Source organism: Brasilonema sennae CENA114 (assembly GCF_006968745.1).
GTDB classification, from domain to species: domain Bacteria; phylum Cyanobacteriota; class Cyanobacteriia; order Cyanobacteriales; family Nostocaceae; genus Brasilonema; species Brasilonema sennae.
In genome coordinates this window covers 2,071,236-2,091,679 of sequence record NZ_CP030118.1, presented here as the reverse complement: position 1 = coordinate 2,091,679, position 20,444 = coordinate 2,071,236, and the positions used below count along the sequence as shown (strand labels likewise).

The 20,444-nt window shown below is 40.5% G+C and carries 12 protein-coding genes; 7 read left to right on the top strand and 5 right to left on the bottom strand.

The window, feature by feature from the left end; translation table 11 throughout:
• Positions 1 to 2: 2 nt before the first annotated feature.
• From DP114_RS08885 to DP114_RS08870, 4 genes are all read right to left on the bottom strand, one after another.
• A complete protein-coding gene (locus DP114_RS08885; protein WP_171975921.1) occupies positions 3 to 527 on the bottom strand; it encodes a hypothetical protein in 525 nt (174 codons plus the stop codon).
• A gap of 165 nt (positions 528 to 692) precedes the next feature.
• A complete protein-coding gene (locus DP114_RS08880) occupies positions 693 to 6,245 on the bottom strand; it encodes a type I polyketide synthase (protein ID WP_172195176.1) in 5,553 nt (1,850 codons plus the stop codon).
• Between the two features lie 376 nt (positions 6,246 to 6,621).
• On the bottom strand, positions 6,622 to 6,909 hold the full coding sequence (locus DP114_RS08875) for a hypothetical protein (RefSeq protein WP_169264189.1): 288 nt from the start codon (positions 6,907 to 6,909) through the stop codon (positions 6,622 to 6,624).
• Between the two features lie 777 nt (positions 6,910 to 7,686).
• Positions 7,687 to 9,048: a ParB/RepB/Spo0J family partition protein gene (locus DP114_RS08870; protein WP_169264190.1), complete on the bottom strand. Its 1,362-nt coding sequence runs from the start codon at positions 9,046 to 9,048 to the stop codon at positions 7,687 to 7,689.
• A 1,038-nt stretch (positions 9,049 to 10,086) separates the two neighbouring features.
• Here DP114_RS08870 and DP114_RS08865 point away from each other — a divergent pair.
• The 6 genes from DP114_RS08865 to DP114_RS08840 all read left to right on the top strand — a co-directional run bounded on the left by DP114_RS08865 (position 10,087) and on the right by DP114_RS08840 (position 17,052).
• Positions 10,087 to 11,313, top strand: coding sequence for an ABC exporter membrane fusion protein (locus DP114_RS08865; protein ID WP_171975920.1), 1,227 nt, complete (start codon positions 10,087 to 10,089; stop codon positions 11,311 to 11,313).
• Positions 11,314 to 11,510: 197 nt separating this feature from the next.
• On the top strand, positions 11,511 to 12,689 hold the full coding sequence (gene devC, locus DP114_RS08860) for an ABC transporter permease DevC (RefSeq protein ID WP_169264192.1): 1,179 nt from the start codon (positions 11,511 to 11,513) through the stop codon (positions 12,687 to 12,689).
• A 237-nt stretch (positions 12,690 to 12,926) separates the two neighbouring features.
• Positions 12,927 to 13,931, top strand: a complete 1,005-nt coding sequence (locus DP114_RS08855) for an NAD-dependent epimerase/dehydratase family protein (protein WP_169264193.1) — start codon at positions 12,927 to 12,929, stop codon at positions 13,929 to 13,931.
• A 117-nt stretch (positions 13,932 to 14,048) separates the two neighbouring features.
• The gene (locus tag DP114_RS08850) at positions 14,049 to 15,038 is read left to right on the top strand and encodes a glycosyltransferase family 2 protein (protein WP_171975919.1); all 990 of its coding nucleotides are present in this window, start codon (positions 14,049 to 14,051) and stop codon (positions 15,036 to 15,038) included.
• Between the two features lie 189 nt (positions 15,039 to 15,227).
• Entirely contained in the window at positions 15,228 to 15,695 is a 468-nt protein-coding gene (locus DP114_RS08845; protein WP_169264195.1) for a DUF2141 domain-containing protein, read from the top strand.
• A gap of 97 nt (positions 15,696 to 15,792) precedes the next feature.
• Entirely contained in the window at positions 15,793 to 17,052 is a 1,260-nt protein-coding gene (locus DP114_RS08840; protein ID WP_171975918.1) for a glycosyltransferase family 2 protein, read from the top strand.
• A gap of 29 nt (positions 17,053 to 17,081) precedes the next feature.
• On the opposite strand, the gene DP114_RS08835 is transcribed toward DP114_RS08840, so the two are convergent.
• Positions 17,082 to 18,044, bottom strand: a complete 963-nt coding sequence (locus tag DP114_RS08835) for an NAD-dependent epimerase/dehydratase family protein (protein WP_171975917.1) — start codon at positions 18,042 to 18,044, stop codon at positions 17,082 to 17,084.
• Positions 18,045 to 19,094: 1,050 nt separating this feature from the next.
• On the opposite strand from DP114_RS08835, the gene DP114_RS08830 reads away from it, so the two are divergent.
• The gene (locus DP114_RS08830) at positions 19,095 to 20,345 is read left to right on the top strand and encodes a glycosyltransferase family 4 protein (RefSeq protein WP_171975916.1); all 1,251 of its coding nucleotides are present in this window, start codon (positions 19,095 to 19,097) and stop codon (positions 20,343 to 20,345) included.
• Positions 20,346 to 20,444 lie beyond the last annotated feature (99 nt).

The following is a 20,444-nucleotide window of genomic DNA, read 5'->3' as shown; positions in this document are numbered from 1 at the left end:
GATTAAGAGGCTAGTTCATAGCCGGATTTCTGACAATTGATTGAAAGAGAAAAACCTTGAATAACTGCAGGCTGGCTTGAAAAGTAAATGTTTTGTTGAAGATTGATGCGAGTATCTGGCGTTTCTTGAGGCGGTGTTTCTTGAGGCGGAGGCAAAGTTAGTGCTGCTACAATTAAAGCTAACACTATCATGATTCCTGCTATAATTGTGAGTAAATTATCATTTTTTTCCTGTTCCTGATGAGAATGAGGATAGACTAGTCGAATATCACCAAGGTCTCTTTCATCCGGATATAGTCTCATGAAGGAATAGTATGTTTTGTAACCCTTTGCTTCTATGGTTATTTCTCCTTCAAAAACATTGTGGTTATCAAATGGAACTTTAAAATGATAAATTCCTTCTAAGTCACTATAGACAACACAAGAATAACCGGACAAATTTATTAAGACTTTAGCTCCACTTATAGGAGCTTGTTTCTCTCTATCGAGAACGCGACCAAGATAATGAATTTCTTGATTATGGAGCATAGTTTTAGGTGAGAGGGAAAGAGGGAGAGAAGAAAAGAGGGAGAAAAGAAGAGAGGAAAAAAAGGAGAAAGAAAGAGAGGGAGAAAAAAGTTAATGCTCAATAACTTTTGTCCCACACTCCCACACTTGTTAATTCATCCCAACTTCCTCGTCTTTCCTCTCTGGTTAAATTTCGGGAGCACTAATCAAGGTGACTCTTTCATGTGAATTGTAAGCAACTTCGGTAATGTAACGATTGGGATCATGTAGCTCAGCAAAAATGTGCTGTGCTGACTGTTCTGCACCAATCTGAGGACTCAAGTCAATTGCTCGGCAAAACACCTGTTGCCATTCCCAGTTGAGAGTTTTAGTTAATCCAAATAAACCAGCACTGATGGGGCCAAAGCTAACATTTTGTCCTAATCCAAAGGCTCCATCAAGACGAGTCACAGTGCAAAAACAATTACGTCCAGAATGTGTGGTTTCATTTAGGGATTTTTTCAGGTGTTTTGCTATGAGAAAAACGTGCTTAACAATTGCCTTTTCCTGTTCAAGATAAGGAATTTTGCCGTTGTAGATGACTTCAAATAAGGGATTGAGATGGATGAAGGCATCAATTGAACCATATTGAGTGGAAATGATGGCTAATTGTTGTTGCAGATGTTCCTCACTTAAATCAACAAGATTTACGCGATTGACTCCTGAGGGTAAAGGTGAGTGTTGTGGAACCAGCGATTGAGGAAAACTGAGAACAACGATTTTCCAGCCTTGTTCGGTGAGAAGTTGAGCCAATTTGGAAGTGGTGAGGGACCCATCATCGGTGAGTAAAGCGATGTGCCCCTCTGGTAAGGTGAAATCTAGAAAATCTGGTTGAGGCAGGATTTTCAGTTTGACTTGACGACGCAGAGGATTGTTGTTTGAGTTACCCGATGGGTTGGAGGACTTGTTCAGAGACTTTTTTTTTTCCGTACCAACTAACTTTTGCAGATACTCTACAATTTGACCAATGGTACGCAGTTCTCCCAGTTCTTCTACATTCGGTTTAGGCAAGTTGGGGTACATCTCCTGCATTGTCCCCAAGATTTCCACACGCTTAATGGAGTCAATCCCTAAGTCTGCCTCCATATCCATGTTCAAATCCAACATCTCTACTGGGTAACCTGTTTTTTCACTCGTGATTGCTAACAAGGTTTGACCGAGATCTGTGAAATCTGTGTCTGGTGCTTCTGCTTCTTCAGTAACTGAGACACTTTCGCTCACTAGGGTGGGAGAAGAGATGGGGAACTCAGGTGATAAGGTAATGAAAGAATTCTCAATCTCCACTTGCTCCTGTATTTTTGCATCCTCTTGTATAGAAATCGGAGTTTCTACAGCAATAGATGTCACCGCAACAGATGAAGAAGCAGTCTTTTGCAAACATTCGACAATTTGACCAATCGTGCGTAGTTCTCCCAGTTCTTCCACATTTGGTTTGGGCAAGTCTGGGTACATTTCCTGCATTGTTCCCAGGATTTCCACACGCTTGATGGAGTCAATCCCTAAATCTGCCTCCATATCCATGTTGATATCCAACATCTCTACTGGGTAACCTGTTTTGTCACTGATGATTGCCAACAGGTTTGTGCCCAAATCAGCTACATTTACACTGATATCAGAAGTCGTTGTAGAAGCATCTGTGGGAGCGCTTTCTGTCGCGACTGCTACAGTTTCGGTGATGACAGATGGGGCACCAGATGTAGAAGTATCTGTGGGGGCGGTTTCTGTTGTGACTGCTACAGTTTCGGTGATTACAGGTGAGGAGATGGGGAGGGGGACAACAGATGGGGCATCAGATGTAACGGATAAGTTATTTGTCGGACTTACTGAGAACTCATTCGTACTCACAAAATCCGTTGCTTTGTGTGTCTGCGTTTGAGTACCAATTTCTACAACTGAATGTAGCTGTGCTTCAGTTGCTGGTTTTTGATGAGTAGGAGGAACTGAACTGTCTTGTTTAATAGTTGTTGTATCTAAAGCAATCAGACGTTCACGTTTTTTATTTGCGGCTGTTGTTTCGTCAAGAAACACCACAGGTTGAGTTCTTGGCACCTCAGCATTGACAACCTGTGCATACTCTTGCTGTATGAGTTGCAAAAAGTTTGTGGTGTATTCTACCTGAGTGTTGAGATATTGCTCGTGAACGCGTAGAGTTTCACCTTGTTGAGCGTGAAACTGCATCATACCACGCTCTAAGCTTTCCATAAGAACTGCCTTAAGCTGTGCAGCTTCTTCTGAAGATTTGCTGTTGGCAAACAAAGAATTCTGCTGCTGCATCAGTTGGAAAAAGGTTTTGGCATATTCCATCTGATGGCTGAGGTACTGTCCGTGAACTTGTAAACTGTCGCTTTGATTTTGCTGAAATTGTGTCAGGACGTATTCTAAGCTTGCTAAAACTTGTTGGTAGTTCACGGGTTCATCTGGATTTTTTGGCATTTTCGGCTGTGGAATCGGTTGAGAGGAAGTTGGGGGAGTTGGGGGAGTTGGGGGAGATGAGGAAGATTCCAGGTTCTGAATTTTGAATTGTTCCGTTCCCTTATCCTCAATCTTCTCGCTGACGGGAAGTAGGGATTTATTTGTGTGTCCGTTACTTTCTGCAACCGTTGGGGGAGTGGCGGTGATGGTGGTGAGTGTCGCGGAGAGTGATTTGGAGTCAATATGAGCGTTATTTTCAGATGTGTTTGCAGGTAATTTCACTTTGTGTCCATCCTGCAAAGCTTGCTCAAATGCCATTTTTGTTTTTTCTGACACGTAGTTGATGCCATTTAAACGCACGTTCAACCCTTTGCTTTTCTCGGTTGCGGGTATAGGTTGTGGTAGTTGGTAGGGGTCGAGGTTTTTCAAAGACAAACCAGCTACGCGTAATTGGACAACGGCTTCTCTTAGAGAGCGATCGCTATCTTTTTGGCTGCTGGGGTTTAAAGCGACGGTGAGGTGGGGGCGATCGCCTAAAATATCTTTCACCAAACCCGTGAGAATTTTCTTGGGACCAAATTCAACAAAGCAAGAACCACCACACGCATAAATATTTTCAATTTCCTGCTTAAACAGCACCGCATTAGAGATGTGAGTCTCTAGAATTCTAGAGACTTCTGCTGCTTCCTTGGGGTACTGCTTTCCTGTCACATTGGTGTAAACAGGTATTTTTGGATTTTGAAAACTCGTACTCTTGATAGCTTGGGCAAAGGCTTTCTGAGCAAAAGCAATCAGGGGTGTATGGAAGGCTGCTGATACAGGTAACAAAACGGCTGCATATCCTTGCTCTTGTAGAGTTTGCCGTATTTTTGCTATTTCCACTGCAGGTCCTGCTAACACCACTTGACGGGGAGAATTGAGATTAGCAATTGTCACCCGAGGGAAATGCTTGAGAACTGCTTCTACCTTGCCGACTTCTTCTTTGACAGCTAACATCGCTCCTGCATCATAATCAGGATCTTGGGGAGCCGCCATTGCTTGTCCCCTAGCTTTCACTAAGAAGCAGTAATCTTCCTCACTCAAAACACCCGCAGCCCACAATGCTGTGAGTTCTCCAAAGCTGTGTCCTGCAACGAAATCTGCCTTAAATCCAGCTTGTTGCAGTATTTTATATAGCCCTGCACTCAACATCCCAATTGCTGGTTGAGCATATTCTGTACGCTGTAATGCAACAATTTGGGTATTTTTTTCCACTTCCTCAAACACAGGACGGGGAAAAACGATTTCCGACACCGGCTGTAAATTATCTTTGAGCAAAAGGCTATCCATGTAGCCAAAAAGACGCCGCAGAATTGGGAAATTCATCACCAATTCTCGACCCATACCCAAGGATTGAGAACCTTGTCCAGAAAACAAAGCAACAACTTTTCCTGTCAACTCAAGACCAGAAGAACGGTAGTAAATTCCCTGGGGATGCTCCCAAGAGGAATCTGAGGTTCTGGTTTTCAGTAACTCAATACTGATTTGCAGCAATTTGCAAGCCTCAGCACAAGAAGCTGCAACAAATCCAACTCTGGCTGTATTAAGAGGAATGTCTTTTGATTTAGATTCCTCTACAAGCTCCACGTAATTTCTGTTACCATCTTGCGATTGCAATTTACCCAAAATCTCTTCACAGTTTGCTAATAACTGTGCAGGAGTTTGAGCAAACAGCAGCACCTCACCGGGAGTGTTGTGTATACGGTAAGCACGCTCTTGTTCAGCTTCGTATTCTTCCAAGACAACGTGATAGTTTGTACCACCAAAGCCAAAAGAACTGATACCCGCACGTCTTGGTGCTTCCCCTTCAGCACGAATCCAAGGTCTTGTTTCGGTATTTAGGTAAAACGCCGAATTTTGGATATTGAGTTTGGGGTTAGGTTCAGTAACGTTAATTGTTGGCGGTAGTATCTTGTGATGTAGCGCTAAAGCAGTTTTTATTAAGCTTGCAGCACCTGCAGCAGCTTTTGTGTGTCCGATTTGAGATTTCACACTACCAAGTGCAATGTACTGCTTGTGTGAGTTTTCCCCGAAAAATTCTCTCAGTGACCCAAATTCGGTGGGGTCACCAGCCATCGTACCTGTACCGTGCGCCTCCATTAAGGTGATGGTTTCAGGTGAAAAACCTGCATCATCGTAAGCACGCTGTAAGGCTTTGACTTGTCCTTCTTGTCGGGGAGCATAAATGCTTTTATACCGTCCATCGCTGGAGGTGCCAATTCCTTTAATGACAGCGTAGATTTTATCGTTGTCTCGTACAGCATCTTCTAAGCGCTTAAGGACAACCATACCGATACCTTCACCTAGCATCATCCCATCAGACTTAGCGTCGAAGGGTTTGACATTGTCGCTAGGAGAGACAGCAGGTGTTTTGCTGAAACACATATAAGCCATGATGGTGTTGTCAGTATCAACTCCACCCGTTAGCATCATGTCGCAGCGATGTTCTACGAGTTCACTAATTGCCATTTTTAGGGCAGCTAATGAACTGGCACAAGCAGCATCAACGACACAGTTTATTCCGCCTAAATTTAAACGGTTAGCAATTCTGCCAGCAACAACGTTACCTAACATCCCAGGGAAAGCATTCTCATCCCAGTTGACGTAAGCGCTTTTAATTTTCTTGATAATTTTTTGTGTATCCTCATCGGATAAGCCACTGCTTTTAAGCACCTTTTCCCACACGGGATACTCTAACCTGGCGGCAAGTGGTAATCCCAATTGGTTTCCTGCGACACCTAAAATAACCCCAATCGTCTCGCGATTAAACTCGCGGGATGTATTATAGCCAGCATCTTCCATTGCTTCTTTTGCAATGACTAAACTTAAGAGTTGCGCCACATCCGTCACTTCTAAGATGCTAGGAGGAATTCCAAATTCCATTGGGTTAAAATCAACGTCTGGGATAAATCCACCTCTTTTGCAGTAGGTTTTTTCCTCAGGTGTTCTAGGATTAGGATCATAGTATTCTTCTATATTCCAGTGTGTCGATGGAACGTCAGTAATACCGTCAACTTTATTAATAATATTTTGCCAGTACTCTCGTAAGTTTCGAGATTTTGCGAAAAGAGAAGCCATACCAACGATGGCTATAGGATTATCTTGTAATTTTCTATTAATTTTGTTAACGGACAAGGATTTATCAGACATCGTTTTTTTCTCCTCAATAGACTTATACACAGCCTTTTCAAAGTTATTGACCTGGGCTTCCAATTCCGCAAACGCAGTATCAATTGAATAAGCAGACATAGAACATAGACTAATTGTGAGTAGTGTGTTTTGTGTAACTACAGTGATTTATGTGGCGAGTCAAAAAAGGACTATTTCCTATTTTCAGCAGCTATTCTATCTGCAAACAGTAAAAGATTCAGTTCCAATCAACACCACATAACAATTCAAAATTCAAAATTCAAAGTATGCCTTACGGGCACGCTGCGCGTTCGCCTCTGGCGTGCGCTTTGCGCATACAAAATGAATGAAGAAAATCAGTGTTAGCAATTGGTCTAGCCCCTAGTTATATGAACTTCTTTTAGCGTGACAGCTTAAGAGATACAATCCCGGAGAGTTAATGCTCTTAGGCTTCTCGGAGATTTTGGCAGTATCACAGCAATTTTTCCTAAACATGCTATACAATGCCTGACTCCTGATGTTGTGGTAGTAGATCGATGACATTATTGAAACTTGTAAAATAGTCCTGTAGTGCGTTAGCTGCAGAACCCGTAAATTCGATCCATTCAGAAGGCAAGTGATTCTGAGGATTTTGAGAAATTGTTTCCGACTGAGACAATGTAAACTTGGGAGTAGCTATGAGGACAGAAACGCTTTTTTCTCCAGAGCTAGTTTGATGATTGAGTATAACTGCGGCAACGTAGCTGGTGTTAATAACAACGTTCTCTATCTTGATAAATCCCATGGCCAGTTTAAACGTTCAAGATAATATATTCTATGGAGTTTGACAAATCAAATTTGACAAATCCGTTACCGAAAAAACACCCCTCTCAATCCGAAGAAATGGAAAAGATGAAACATAAGTGCATGAGCACCACGTGATAGCAGGCAGAGCATTTTTTATGTTTCATTTTTCGTTAACTCAATACTTATTACCTGGAAGCATGATAATTAATAAAAAGACTAGCATAAACAAAAAAAAATGAATAGTTCGTTTTTAGCAATTTGAAAAATCCAATTGATTTTTTGCATACATAAAGTTTTTCAAACATCAAAAAGTATAGGTGCTTACTATTGTTTAGCGTTTTTTAAGTTATTTCTTAAGGTTTTTAGATAAAATTTGTTTTCAGGAAGCAATTACAGCGGTTTTCATATGAATAGACCTATGTGATAGACATTTGAGATATTGGTGAGCAGTCCGTTGCGGGGGTTCCCCCCGTTGTTCGCATGATTGCGTCTCCCTTTGGGAGAAGGAACTGCTCACCCTCCGGGTGAGCAATGCCCACCTTATAGAAAACCGTTGTAATGTATTTTTTTTTAATTCATGGGCGATTTAACAAATGCATACACTAACAGAATAGTTTGATAAGAACATGACAGTTTTTGTAATTTTTAGCTGCTCTTTTCAAAACAGGCATTCATGAGAAAATCCCACAAACCTTGGGATGAAAACCGCTGCAAGCGTTAAGCGTTCCCTATTTTCAAGCTAGGTTGGTTTGAAGTGAACCAAACCAACCCAACTTTATAGTTCAGATGATTCGGTTTTTGAAGCTGACTTACCAGTCCACTCTTGCCAGCGCATAATTCCGCGACTGATCAATTCTGGATTCTCACCTCCAATAAAACAGGTACGTGCCATCCTTTCACAACCAATCAGAATTTCACCGTGTCCCATAAATGGGGCAATGACAAAATTATTTGGATTTGTATACATATTTAGTAAGTAAGCAACTATTCCCTCCACTCCTTCTATATGAATTGGTATCTGTGGCTTGGATATTGATTGGCGCGAAAAAAGACCTACATACAAATTGTTAAGGACTAATTCGTATTGAAATGGCATAGATGTGCGACTGCAAAAATTATAAATGTTACCCTCGGAGCGTAGCACAGCGACAATTCTAGCTTCATTTATTAAGTAATCATGATTCCAACTCGGGGAAAGAGTCGCAATGGCTAGAGCCGCATTACCAGGAAGCAGGTTTGTAAATTGTTTACCAGCAGTATCTCCACAATAAACGAGATGCTGTTGATTGAGTATCCATTCGTCACCAACATTAACCCAAGGCTTACCTTGCCCAACTGTTGCTTTTCCTGCTTGATGCTCCTCAACTAAAGATTTCGCTTTCTTTGCAGCCAACTTAGCTTCTCTCTTTGCCATAGCAATTTTAAAGGCTTGCAACTGTAACTCTTGTTGCCTAAGTCGCGATTGTGCCGCTATTTTAGCTTGCTGTTGGGCTTCTTGCTTATCTTTTTTAGCCTGAGCTAACTCCAAACTTTGTTCTGCTTGTTCTGCTAAAGTACGTTCTTTAGTCCCCGCTCTAGCTATCCTGAGCAGTTCCGTTTTTATATCAGCGATGGGCGTACCTTTGATTTTCTCTTTGACTTCTTGGTGAATATCTTTGGCTATCTGCTTATCGTGCTGCAAGCTACGCTCGCTGTATCCAATTTCTTTGGCAAACTCTAAATTCGTTTTGGCAGGTGGTGAAATCATTTCACGACCTTTGAGGGTATGTTGGTTATCCCCTGCTTTGGCGATGAGTCCGAGTCTGTCCAAAATTTTCTGGCGTTCCAATAGCATTTCTGCTCGCTCTAGAGGTTTTAACTCATTGCGGATAAAGTTCTCGTCAATCTCCGCCAAACGCGCTTGATCAGCATCTTCGTAATCAACAATATTACACTCGATTTTTTCTAAACCAAGGAGCCGACAAGCTGTCAGACGGTGTAGCCCAGCAATCAAGTTCAGTTTTCGGTCTACTGTGATCGGGTTCAATAGACCATTAGCCTGAATTGATTCTTTCAACTCCTCAACTTTGTCGCCGTTGATTGGACGGCGGTTATGACCTATTTTAATTTGGTCTATGGGTACTGACTTTATAGGCATAATTACTGCTCTTTAGTGTTGTCAGCGAAAACACTAACAATAAGATATCGCTAGTTTATTTAATCAGTACTATCAAAAACAGAAATTTCATAAGAACTTTGATAAAAATGTTTTATGTCTGTCCACTGTGCTGATAGTCATATAAAGAATAAAGTATAAATTGGATGGTGAATCGTAAATTTCACGGATTGCTCCAAAACACGGAAGAAAGCTGTTGAACCAATTAATATTTTTGAATGAGACCGCCACGCTCCGCTCGCGGCGCTACGCGTTTTGGATTTTTGAGAATGATATCTGTATATTCATTCTTACTTCATTTTTAAACCTTTGTCTTTTATCATGATTGATTGCTCTTAGTAGGCTAGGCTTAAAATTACGGAAGTTAATCGCCATAAGAAAGTTCCCTATTTTAGCATTTGAGTTTTATGCTTGTGCGCGAAAGGCAGAAGCTACAGTAATTTTCAGGTATATAGACTACGTTTTAAACACAGAGGAAGTGAGAGAGTGAGAAAGGGATAGATATAGTGAAATCAATTGAAAAACGTTATCATATTTTTCTTATGTTTGTATTTTGGACAACAATCTTTTCTCTACACTCTGTTCTCTAAAACTTTAACAGAGTAAAAAAAATGCGATGAAATATATGAATTTTCTGTTGACAATATAAAAGTTTTTTGCGAGTATGGAAGACAGGTTTTTGTAAATTAGATATAACGTCGCTTCGTGTTACTTGAGACTGAGGTCTCTCAAATACTATCTTTAGGTCTTTAAAGTCATTTATCCAATAGAAATATTGGATAAAATAGTGGATTTCGATGTAACAATACAATACATTTTACTACCGACATAGTTATTCTGGGTCGTTTTGTTCTAAGCAATTACGTAGAAGAGTTTATAAAAGTTATTAAGACTTTTCCAGTCAAAAATATCAGAGCTATGCAGGAAAAGTTCTCTTGAAAAATTTTCATATCTATTTACGGCAATCAATAGATGTAGGTATTTAGACTAATCTTCAACATGACACAATTGAGATGAAAGATGGCAACAGAAAAAGGAAGTCAGTTATACACCAAACCCACCTATCGGTGGCCAATTTTATTAGCAGCTCTTGTTGCTTCAGCAACGGGACTTGTATTATTTCATAATTTAGCAAGAAGATCCAACCTTCACACTCAGGCAGTAAAAGCGCCAAAGACGGCCCCAGCAAGGATTGTCAGAGTTGCTGTGACTGGGTTAGGACGTTTGCAGCCTCAAGGTGAAGTTACTAGATTGTTTGCTCCTAGCTCACTCTCTGGTGTCCGAGTTGAAAAAATGTTGGTCAAAGAAGGAGATGAGGTTCGCAGTGGACAGGTTGTGGCTTTATTAGAAAGTTATGCTCGCGCTAAAGCCGCTCTACAACAAGCTTCAGACAAAGTTCAAATTGCTCAAGCTCAACTGGCGCAAGTGAAAGCTGGAGCTAAAACAGGAGAGGTAGACGCTCAAAAAGCGGCGATCACTCGCTTGGAATCACAATTAAAAGGAGATACGGCGACTAAGCGAGCGACAATTACTCGTTTGCAGGCTGAATTAGAAAATGCTCAAACCGAAAACAATCGATATCAGCAACTCTACAACCAAGGAGCCATTTCTGCTTCCACAGCAGACAGCAAGCGTTTGCAACAACAGACAGTGCAACAGCAACTGACAGCAGCTCAAGCAGATCTTAATAGCACTGTCAACACAATCAACGATCAGCTTAGGGAGGCAAAAGCCAAACTGGGGAGTATCAAAGAAGTACGTGTTGTCGATGTTAAATTGGCAGATGTTCAAGTCCAAAGCGCTATCACTGCCGTCCAACAAGCAAAAGCAGACTACGATTTAACGTATCTCAAATCTCCCATAGATGGAAGAATTTTGAAAGTTCACGCCAAAACAGGAGAAGTGAGCACTAATGAAGGGATTGTTGACATAGGCAAAACATCTCAAATGTATGTAGAGGCAGAAATTTATCAGACTGATATTAGCAAAGTCCGTATCGGTCAAAAAGCGACCATCACCAGCACTGCGTTCTCCAAAAAAATAAAAGGAACCGTAAGTGAAATTGGTTTGCAAGTTGACAGACAAAATATCCTCAGTGTCAATCCAGCAGCAGATACAGACCGCAGAATCATTCAGGTGAAAATCCGTATTGATGATCCAGCAGATAGTCAAAGAGTCGCAGGTTTAACCAATTTACAAGTGGATGTCGCCATTCACATTCAGTCAACAGTGAACAATCATCAGTGAACAGTGATAGCTGATAACTGGAACTGATTATTGCTAACTGATAACTGATATAGGAATCTGGTTTGATTTGGTGAATTGACTCGTGGAGGTAGGGAACAGGGAACGCTTAACAGGGAACGCTTAACAGAAAGTGTACCTAGCTTCGCAAAAATCAAATATGAGTCCTATAACTGAGAACTGTATTAAAGGCTGGAATCATGGCTGTTAAAATTCCTTTGGCATGGCTGCAACTTGTCCGAAACAAATTTCGTTCTCTTGTGGCTGTCGCCGGTATTGGTTTTATTGTAATTTTGATGTTTATCCAACTTGGTTTCCAAGATGCTCTTTATACCAGCGCAACCCAAGTGCATCGACATCTCCAAGGTGATTTATTTTTAGTCAGTTCTCAATACAAAGCATTAACAGCAAATCAAAGCTTTTTCCGGACTCGCTTGTATCAAGCTTTGGGGTTTAATGGAGTCGAGTCTGTCAGTCCTATGTATATAGGATTTGCGAAATTGAAAAATCCTGTTAACGGTCAAAAATACTCAATATATGTTATTGGCTTTGAACCAGGAAAGCCTGTTATGGATCTTCCAGAAATTGAGGCAAATTTAGATAAAATTCAAATCCCTGATGTTGTGCTTTTTGACCGTAATTCTCGACCAGAATTTGGAAATATTGCTGAAAGATTTGAAAAAGAAAAGACAGAACAATTTATTGAGATTTTTCCGTTTAACTCATTATCTGGTTATAGAGTGAGAGTGGGTGGCTTGTTCAGCTTAGGTTCCTCGTTTGGGGTAGATGGAAATTTAATTGTCAGTGACTCTAGCTTCTTGAGAATATTTCAAAATAGCCGTCCATCAGAAATGATAGATATAGGTGCAATAACCCTTAAGCCTGGTGTTAATCCACAAAATATTCAGCGAGAGTTACAAGGTAACTTAGCTAATGATATCTTGGTTTTTACTCGTCAAGAATTTATTGACTTTGAAAAAGAATATTGGGCTAACAGAACACCAATTGGTTTTATCCTGAATCTCATGTTATCAATGGCTTCAGTCGTTGGTATCGTTATTGTTTATCAAATTCTTTACAGTAATATTGCCAATCAATTAATTGCTTATGCAACTTTAAAAGCTATAGGCTACGCAAACAATTATCTATTTAACGTTGTCTTTCAGCAGGCTATCATATTGGCAGTTTTAGCTTATATACCTGGATTTATATTTTCTTTAGGTTTATATAATTTTGCGATGCAAGTCACTAAATTACCAATAATGATGTCTGTGAACAATGCAATCATCGTCTTCATGTCAACAATATTAATGTGTATCATTTCTGGATCACTAGCTGTTAACAAGCTTCGCTCTACAGATCCAGCAGAGATTTTTTAGCATTAGACTTCTCCAAAAATCGCTATGAAACCTTTACCGCGCTTGCACTAAAAATGATTTTTGAAGAGGTCTATTAGTCATTAGTTATTTTTCGTTTGTCAATATAAATGAATGCCACTTGCACTCCACGAGGGGGAATCCTCCAACAGAACGTAACGCGGTGGCTGCTAATGACGAAAGATTAGTGCTTAAAAAGGACTCCAGTTTTTCATTACAATCCTCTATCTTTTATCCTCTATGAACCTGAACAACAAAACTCTCCTCATCACTGGAATTAGCGGATTTATTGGCTTGCGTGCTACTGAACTAGCTATGGCACAAGGGATGAAGGTTTGTGGATTACAAGATTCTTCAGATAAGAATAAAAAAGCACAAAACTTGGGTGCTAAGGTGATTTATGGCAGTGTCACTGATCCGACTGCTGCTCAAAAGGCATGTCTTGGAGTAGACATAGTTTTACACACAGATGAACTGGCTAAAGAAGGTGGTTCACTCGATAAATTTCGTGAGAGAAATGTTGAGGGAACAGTTAACATAGCTAAAGCTGCTAAAAATGCTGGAGTGAAAACTTTTGTTCATCTCTCAAGCGTTTTAGTTTACGGTTTTAACTATCCTGACCGCATCACAGAAGATGGACCATTACGTGGTGAAGATAATCCTTACTGTCAAACAAAAATAGAAGCTGAAAAAGCACTTCTAGAACTGAACGATCCTGGCAATTTTGGCATCATTATTATTAGACCAGGAGATGTTTACGGACCTGGGAGTATTCCCTGGACAATTCGACCACTTATGATGATGAAGCAAAAATTATTTGCATATGCTAATGATGGTCGAGGAGTCATTAATCATGTGTACGTTGATAACCTGATTGATGCTATCTTTCTTGCTATCGAAAAAGAAGCATACGGGGAAATCTTCAACGTCACTGATGGGCAAGAAACAACTTGGAAAGAATATTTTACACACTTAGCAGAGGTAGCAGGTTTAGCCGCACCCTTTTCTTTACCAAAAGATGAACTGAAATTATTTCTCAAGTTGCGCTATCAAGGACAAAAACTTTTTCGCAAAGAAGCCGATCTTCTACCAGAAGTTGTAGATTTTATGACTCGCCCTTACGCGTATTCAATTGCGAAAGCACAAAACCGGTTAAATTATCAACCAACAATTGATTTGAAAGAGGGTATGCGGCTGACACAGGAATGGCTTAAAAAAACAGACCTTCAAAAATTTGTTCAATAAAGTTGTCGGGCAATACTTTACTTTTTACTCCAGACTCCAAACAACAAGAAGTTTCTCCATAAACTTCTTGTTAAGCAACAACTCTCATATCTCACGGAATCTCTGCATCCTTTTTTTATGACCAATAACCAGCCAAGATTGAGCATTGGACTGCCTGTATACAATGGCGAGAAATTTTTAAAAGAAGCCATAGATTCACTTTTGGCTCAAACATTTGAAGATTTTGAGCTAATTATCTCAGATAATGCATCTACAGATAAGACTGAGGAAATTTGTAGAGCATACGCTGTTAAAGATAAACGCATTCATTACTACCGTAACGAAAAGAATATCGGCGGCGCCTGTAATTTTAATCGTGTGTTTGAATTGTCTTCAGGTGAGTACTTCAAATGGGCTGCCCATGATGATCTGCATGCTCCAGATTTTTTGATGAAGTGCATTGAGGTACTTGACCAAGATCCTACCCTTATCTTGTGTCATTCCAAAATTTATTTCATTGACGAACACGGTAAATTCCTACAAAACTACGATATTCAACTCCAGACAGATTCACCAAAGCCACACAAGCGTTTTCATGAGCTTCTTAGTAATTACCTCTCTTACCAAACTTACGGGGTGATACGCGCAAGCGCCCTCAGAAAGGCACCACCTATAGGTAGTCATGGTGCTGCTGACGCCATTTTCTTGTTAAGACTTGGTCTGCTTGGACGGTTTTATGAAATTCCTGAATACCTATTCTTTGCTAGAAGCCATTCACAACAATCATTGAGTCTGTATTTTCCAGATTATTTGTCGTTTACTAACAATAATCCGCAATACTCATTGAGTATGCTGCCTGATTTCTATGCCTATACAGTGTGGTTTGATTCCTCTAAAAAAGGGAAAATTCTGTTTCCACATTGGAGAATCTTTTGGGAGTATTTGCTCTCCATATGGTATGTTCCACTCAATTACCATGAGCGAATATGTTGCCATGTAAGTTTGCTAAAAAAGCTAAAAGGAACAGAATATCTTTTGATAAAAGACCTGCTTCTAGCGGCTCAAGTGTTCTCTAAACGTTTGCAAAGAAAATCAATACAAGAACAGGCAAGCTTTTTTGGAAATTAACTTAATTCCATTCTAATATCAAGTCTGTAACTGGCGATATACAGGCTTGATATTACAGACAGAAGCTATTTATACCGCAATACAGTTAGTGCTGAAACCAAAACTGTTACCAAGCAATGTAGAGCACATAAATGCTACGTCTCTACACATTACTTCTCAAGACAAAGGTAAAAGAACTTATTGAAAATTATGCTTAGAATATTTAAAGCCAACACTTTCTTTCTCGCTATCGTAGCAAGCATCAGTTTAATTAGAACAGTGAATGCAGAATCCACTGCAACACTCACTGTCGTAGTTAATGGGCTACATCACAAAAACGGTCAAGTTTGCCTAAGAGTATACTCCGGTGAAAAAGGATTTCCTGATAGTAATACCAGTGAAGTACAAAGTGGCTGCACTAAGATAACAGGAAGTTCTGTGAAGAAGCAGTTCTCAGGCTTGAAGCCAGGAACTTATGCTGTCGCCGTTGTTGATGACGAAAATGGAGACCACAAACTAAACAAAGACTTTTTCGGTATTCCAAAAGAAGGATTTGGTATTTCCGAAAATCCTACTGTATCAATAGCAACGGGTACACCAAAGTTTCGCGATGCGAGTTTTCTGCTGAAACAAAATACAACCATCAATATAGTCATGAAATATTCGCTCGACCCATAAAACATCAAATTCCACTGAACAGTTATCAGTGATTTGAAGCTAACGCTGTTAACTGTTTACTGATAACTGTTCACTGAATAAAAAACTACACCGAATTATGAAAGAGTTGGCGATATTCCTGTCTAAGTCTTTACTGGGCTGGTTGGCTATTCAGGTATGTTTTACGGTTGTTTTTTTGTTGTACCTGCGCTTATCCCAGAAAAACTCATTACCAGACGAGCAATTGCCCAAAACTGCGGTTATTCTCTGTTTACGCGGAGCTGATCCGTTTCTGACTCATTGCTTGCGATCGCTACTGAACCAGAACTACCCACAATATGATTTAAAGCTGATCGTTGATAGTCACGAAGATCCGGCTTGGAAAATTGCTACTGATACCATCCGTGAGCAAAAAGCGACCAACGTCCAAATCAGTCCTTTGAGGATAGCGCGCCAAAGTTGCAGTCTCAAATGCAGTTCCCTAATACAAGCTGTCTCGGAGTTGGACGATTCCTACAAAGTCGTTGCCCTAGTAGATGCTGATACAGTCGTCCATCCCAATTGGTTGCGTGAATTAGTCAGCCCTCTAGCCCATCCCAAAGTCGGGGCGACAACGGGTAACCGTTGGTACCTGCCGACAGGTAGATATTGGGGGTCTTTGGTGCGGTACGTAGGCAATGTATCTACAGTGGTGCAAATGTACTTGTTCCGAATTCCTTGGGGTGGTACTTTGGCTGTGAAAACAGAACTACTTCACCAAACAGAACTGCTAGATAAGTGGGGGCAAGCCTTCAACGAAGATACCATGATCCGCAAGGTCTTGGAAAAACATGGGATGCAAGTCAAGTTTGTGCCTTCTCTAATAATGCTCAATCGGGAAGAGTGCGAATTACCGAGCTTAAGATACTCGCTAATGCGCCAACTACTGTCGGCTCGGCTTTATCACCCTTTGTGGTTGGCTGTAGTTAGTGACGTTGTTTCCAGCATACTGATGCCTACTCTCGTCATAGTGTTGTTTCTGGTGGCGTTGTTGAGCGGAGAATGGAATATTGCAGGTTTGTCGTTTGGCTGCTTTAGCATTTATACGGTGGGATTACTCCTAATGATGTTGACATTGGAGCAAGGGGTACAGCAAGTGATTCGCAAACATGGTGAGCCGATGACAAAATTGTCAGCTCTAACAGTAGTGAAAATGCTAATAGCGATTCCTTTGACACAGTGGGTTTATGGGTTAGCGATGGTATCATCCCTAGGGATGCGAAAAGTCAACTGGCGTGGCGTGACTTATCGAATCAAAAGTCCTTGGAACATCCGCCTAGTTGAATATCGCCCTTATCAGGTTTCAAATCGAGCTGATAATAGTAAGGTGTCTATATGACATCAGCTCATATTTCTTACAACTTGTTTCTATACCATCTCTAACAATCCCTCTTGTCGTGAAATCACTGGTGTATAACCCAGTTCCCGTCGTGCTTTGCTATCATCTACTGTGACTTGGGAGCCGATCATAGACAACGCTGTTCGGGTGATTGAAGGTGAACCTTTAAGCTTTAACAACTCCCAAGCCCTCTCTAAACTCCATGCTAATGTCCAGGCTAACCAACGTGGTATGCTGAGTGTACCTGGTTCAACTCCTTGAGTACGTGCATACTCTGTAATAAAGCTTCGAAATTCCACAGGCGAACCATCAGTAATGAAGTAAATTTCACCACCCTTTCCTCGTTCTGCCACACAAATCAGCCCTTCACACAAGTTTTTTACGTGACAGGTAGAAGTCAGATAGCGACCTCCGGAAATCCAGGCAAACTCTCCATTGCGCATAGCTTTAACAAAGCGTGGTAACAATGTGGTGTCTCCTTTTCCCCACACAAAACGCGGACGAACCACCACTGTTGTGAGTTCAGGTGAGTTTGCTTCAATGACCTTTGTTTCTGCGATCGCTTTAGTCAGTGGATAAGGACCTAATGGTTTTACAGGACGAAGTCGAGTTTCATCAGCATTAATGATTGCTTTTCCTCCAATCAATACAGCTTCGCTACTCACATAGACAAGGCGTGATACACCTGTTTCCCTTGCTGCAGCAATGACTTGTTGTGTTCCATCTATATTAACTTTCTGGAACTCTTCTAAAACTCCCCAGTCATCTACCTTTGCCGCTGCATGAAAGACAACTGTACATCCTTCCATCCCAGACTTCAGTACCTCGAAATCATTAATATCTCCAAAGATTGGAACAGCACCACAGGACTTGAGTATGTCAATTTCAGTCTCCCATTTTACCAACGCCTGTACTTCAACTCCCTGTTGCACAAGAGTGGTTATTAGGTTGCGACCAACAAACCCCGACCCACCAGTCACAAACACACGCATTCGTTTGTCTCCTTAGTTTTACTACGTTTACTGTTCAAGCCTTTTTCAAAAAAACTATACAACTTGAACACAAGGAAAAAAGCGTACTTTCTAAGATGTACAAAATACGCAGAAAATATCTAATTTTGCCAGCTTTTCACTTAGCTTTTGATGAGTTTGTAATGGTATTCAAAGTGCTAGTTCACTTTTTGAAATTGGGTAGGTAAGTGAAGCACTATAGTCGCTTCCTTTATCTTCTTTTAGAAGCTCTTCGGTGCTTATAAATTTCTTCACCAACCTACATTAACGCTCGTTGCAGTGAGTATGTGGAGTCGTCACCTTTTGCTTTATCTATCCTCTTAACACTTAGTGTACGAATTTTACCAAACATTCTAAAACATATACACTTGCTAAAAATAAGGAGCAATAAACAGTCATCTTTAGTTGATATGAGCCAGATTCACTCTAACATAGAATTTCTTAATTTCTAGGATATTTTATATATCATTTTAGTATGACTATCACTGAAAAAATACTACATTGACAACAAGCAAATTATTTATTTCTGTAACAGAGGAACATTAGTGAGGTTTTTATACAAACTAGAATTTGATAATTTTGTTGCAGATTCATCAGTTATATTTGCAATAAAATATAAAATAGCAGTCAACAGCATAAATTGAATTGACTCACAATCAGTAAAATAGATAATCAATGAAAATTGGTATTTCTGAAAAGGGCTGGAAAGAAGATATCCAGAGTTAATGATGAGACTTTAACTTTCAAACAATAAAAATAGCAGCTATCATGAACTGCAAACCACCGGACACATAAAAATTTATCTTCTTTTTTCTGTGTTCTGAGTTGGTGGGTTCTGAGTTGATGTAGAGTGCAAGGGCGCAGCCCGTTCTATTTTCAAGTCAGGGTTAGTAAAAACAGAAAATATTTTCTGCTTACTAATAATCTCTCGCAATGCGTAAATCCTAAATTTATCTGGGCTATTGCTGACAAGTGTACTTCTGTTGGACACCAGTTTTTAGCTTTGCAAAAATACAAAAATACATAGAAATTATGAACAAGGAACCTCTTCGCATTGCGGTTTTTACAAGCTTGTATGCTCCTTTTTTAACAGGAGTTTCTGTAGCAGTACACCAGCGGGTTCGTTGGTTGTTACAGCAAGGACATGAAGTCTTTCTTATTCACCCTCAAATCAACGACCAGTATCCCAAATCTGTGAGCAATCGTCCCATGCCAGGGATAGAAGAGTTAAAAGCTTTCCCTAATTTTTCTGATTACGCATTTCCCACACAGCCGCTAATATTTTACAAGTCTCTTCCACAACCATTACACTATCGGCATTGGAGTGATACTAAGTTATTAGAAAAGTTCCAGCCTGATATTATAGTCGTTGAAGAAGCGGCACAAATCAGAGGATTTTACTCACTTTATTTACAAGGTTACGGTCGTCCGATTGGGAGTGAATACGCAAAGCAAACAGGTACCCTAATAATATCTCTGTTTCATACAGATATTGTTGCCTATATCGAATATTACTTAGGAAATCAGTTTTTCAGCTTGATTCGTCCGATCATTCCCTTTTTGATTAAGCAGTTCAGCGAAGTTTATGATGTCAATTTCTTTTCTTCCCGAGAACAGCTTGCTAAGTACCAAGAAATGAAATCTCAACGTAGTGAATATCTCCCTTACCAAGGAGTTGATTGTCAAAAATTTAATCCAGCAAACATCTGTTATAACCCTATCCCCAACGATAACCGACCAACCCTTCTTTTTGTCGGACGCATTACCGCAGAAAAGAATGTTACCCAACTTATAGACGCATATCCACTCATCGCTGCCAAAATTCCTGATGTCCATTTGGTCATTATTGGAAGTGGTCCTTATGATGCAGAAATCCGCAAGCGTGCTGAAGAGTTTAAATCAGGTGTGACTGTATGGGGCGAGTCCCACGGAACAGAACTTTTAGGCTGGTATGCTCGTGCAGATGTTTTTGTCAATCCCTCACTCACTGAAAACTTCTGCACATCAAATAACGAAGCATTGGCTTCTGGTACTCCTGTTGTCGCTGCTATTGCACCCTCAACCTCAGAGCAAATCAAACCCGGTTTTAACGGCTTGTTAGCCCAACCAAATAACTCAACTGATTTTGCTGACAAGGTGATTTCAATTCTTCAAAACCCTGAACTCAAAGAAGAAATGTCTCAACACGCTCGCTTCTCTATACTTGAATTTGATTGGTCTGCCTGTATGGAGAAGTTTGAGAATAAACTTTATGAGCTTGTTGGAGTACGTAAACAGCTATAGGAGTACGAGACGGCAACGGAACCTCACCCTGCCCTATCGGGCATCCCTCTCCGCGAATTCGGAGAGGGAAAGATTTTTGCTACGCAAAAAGCGAGGGTG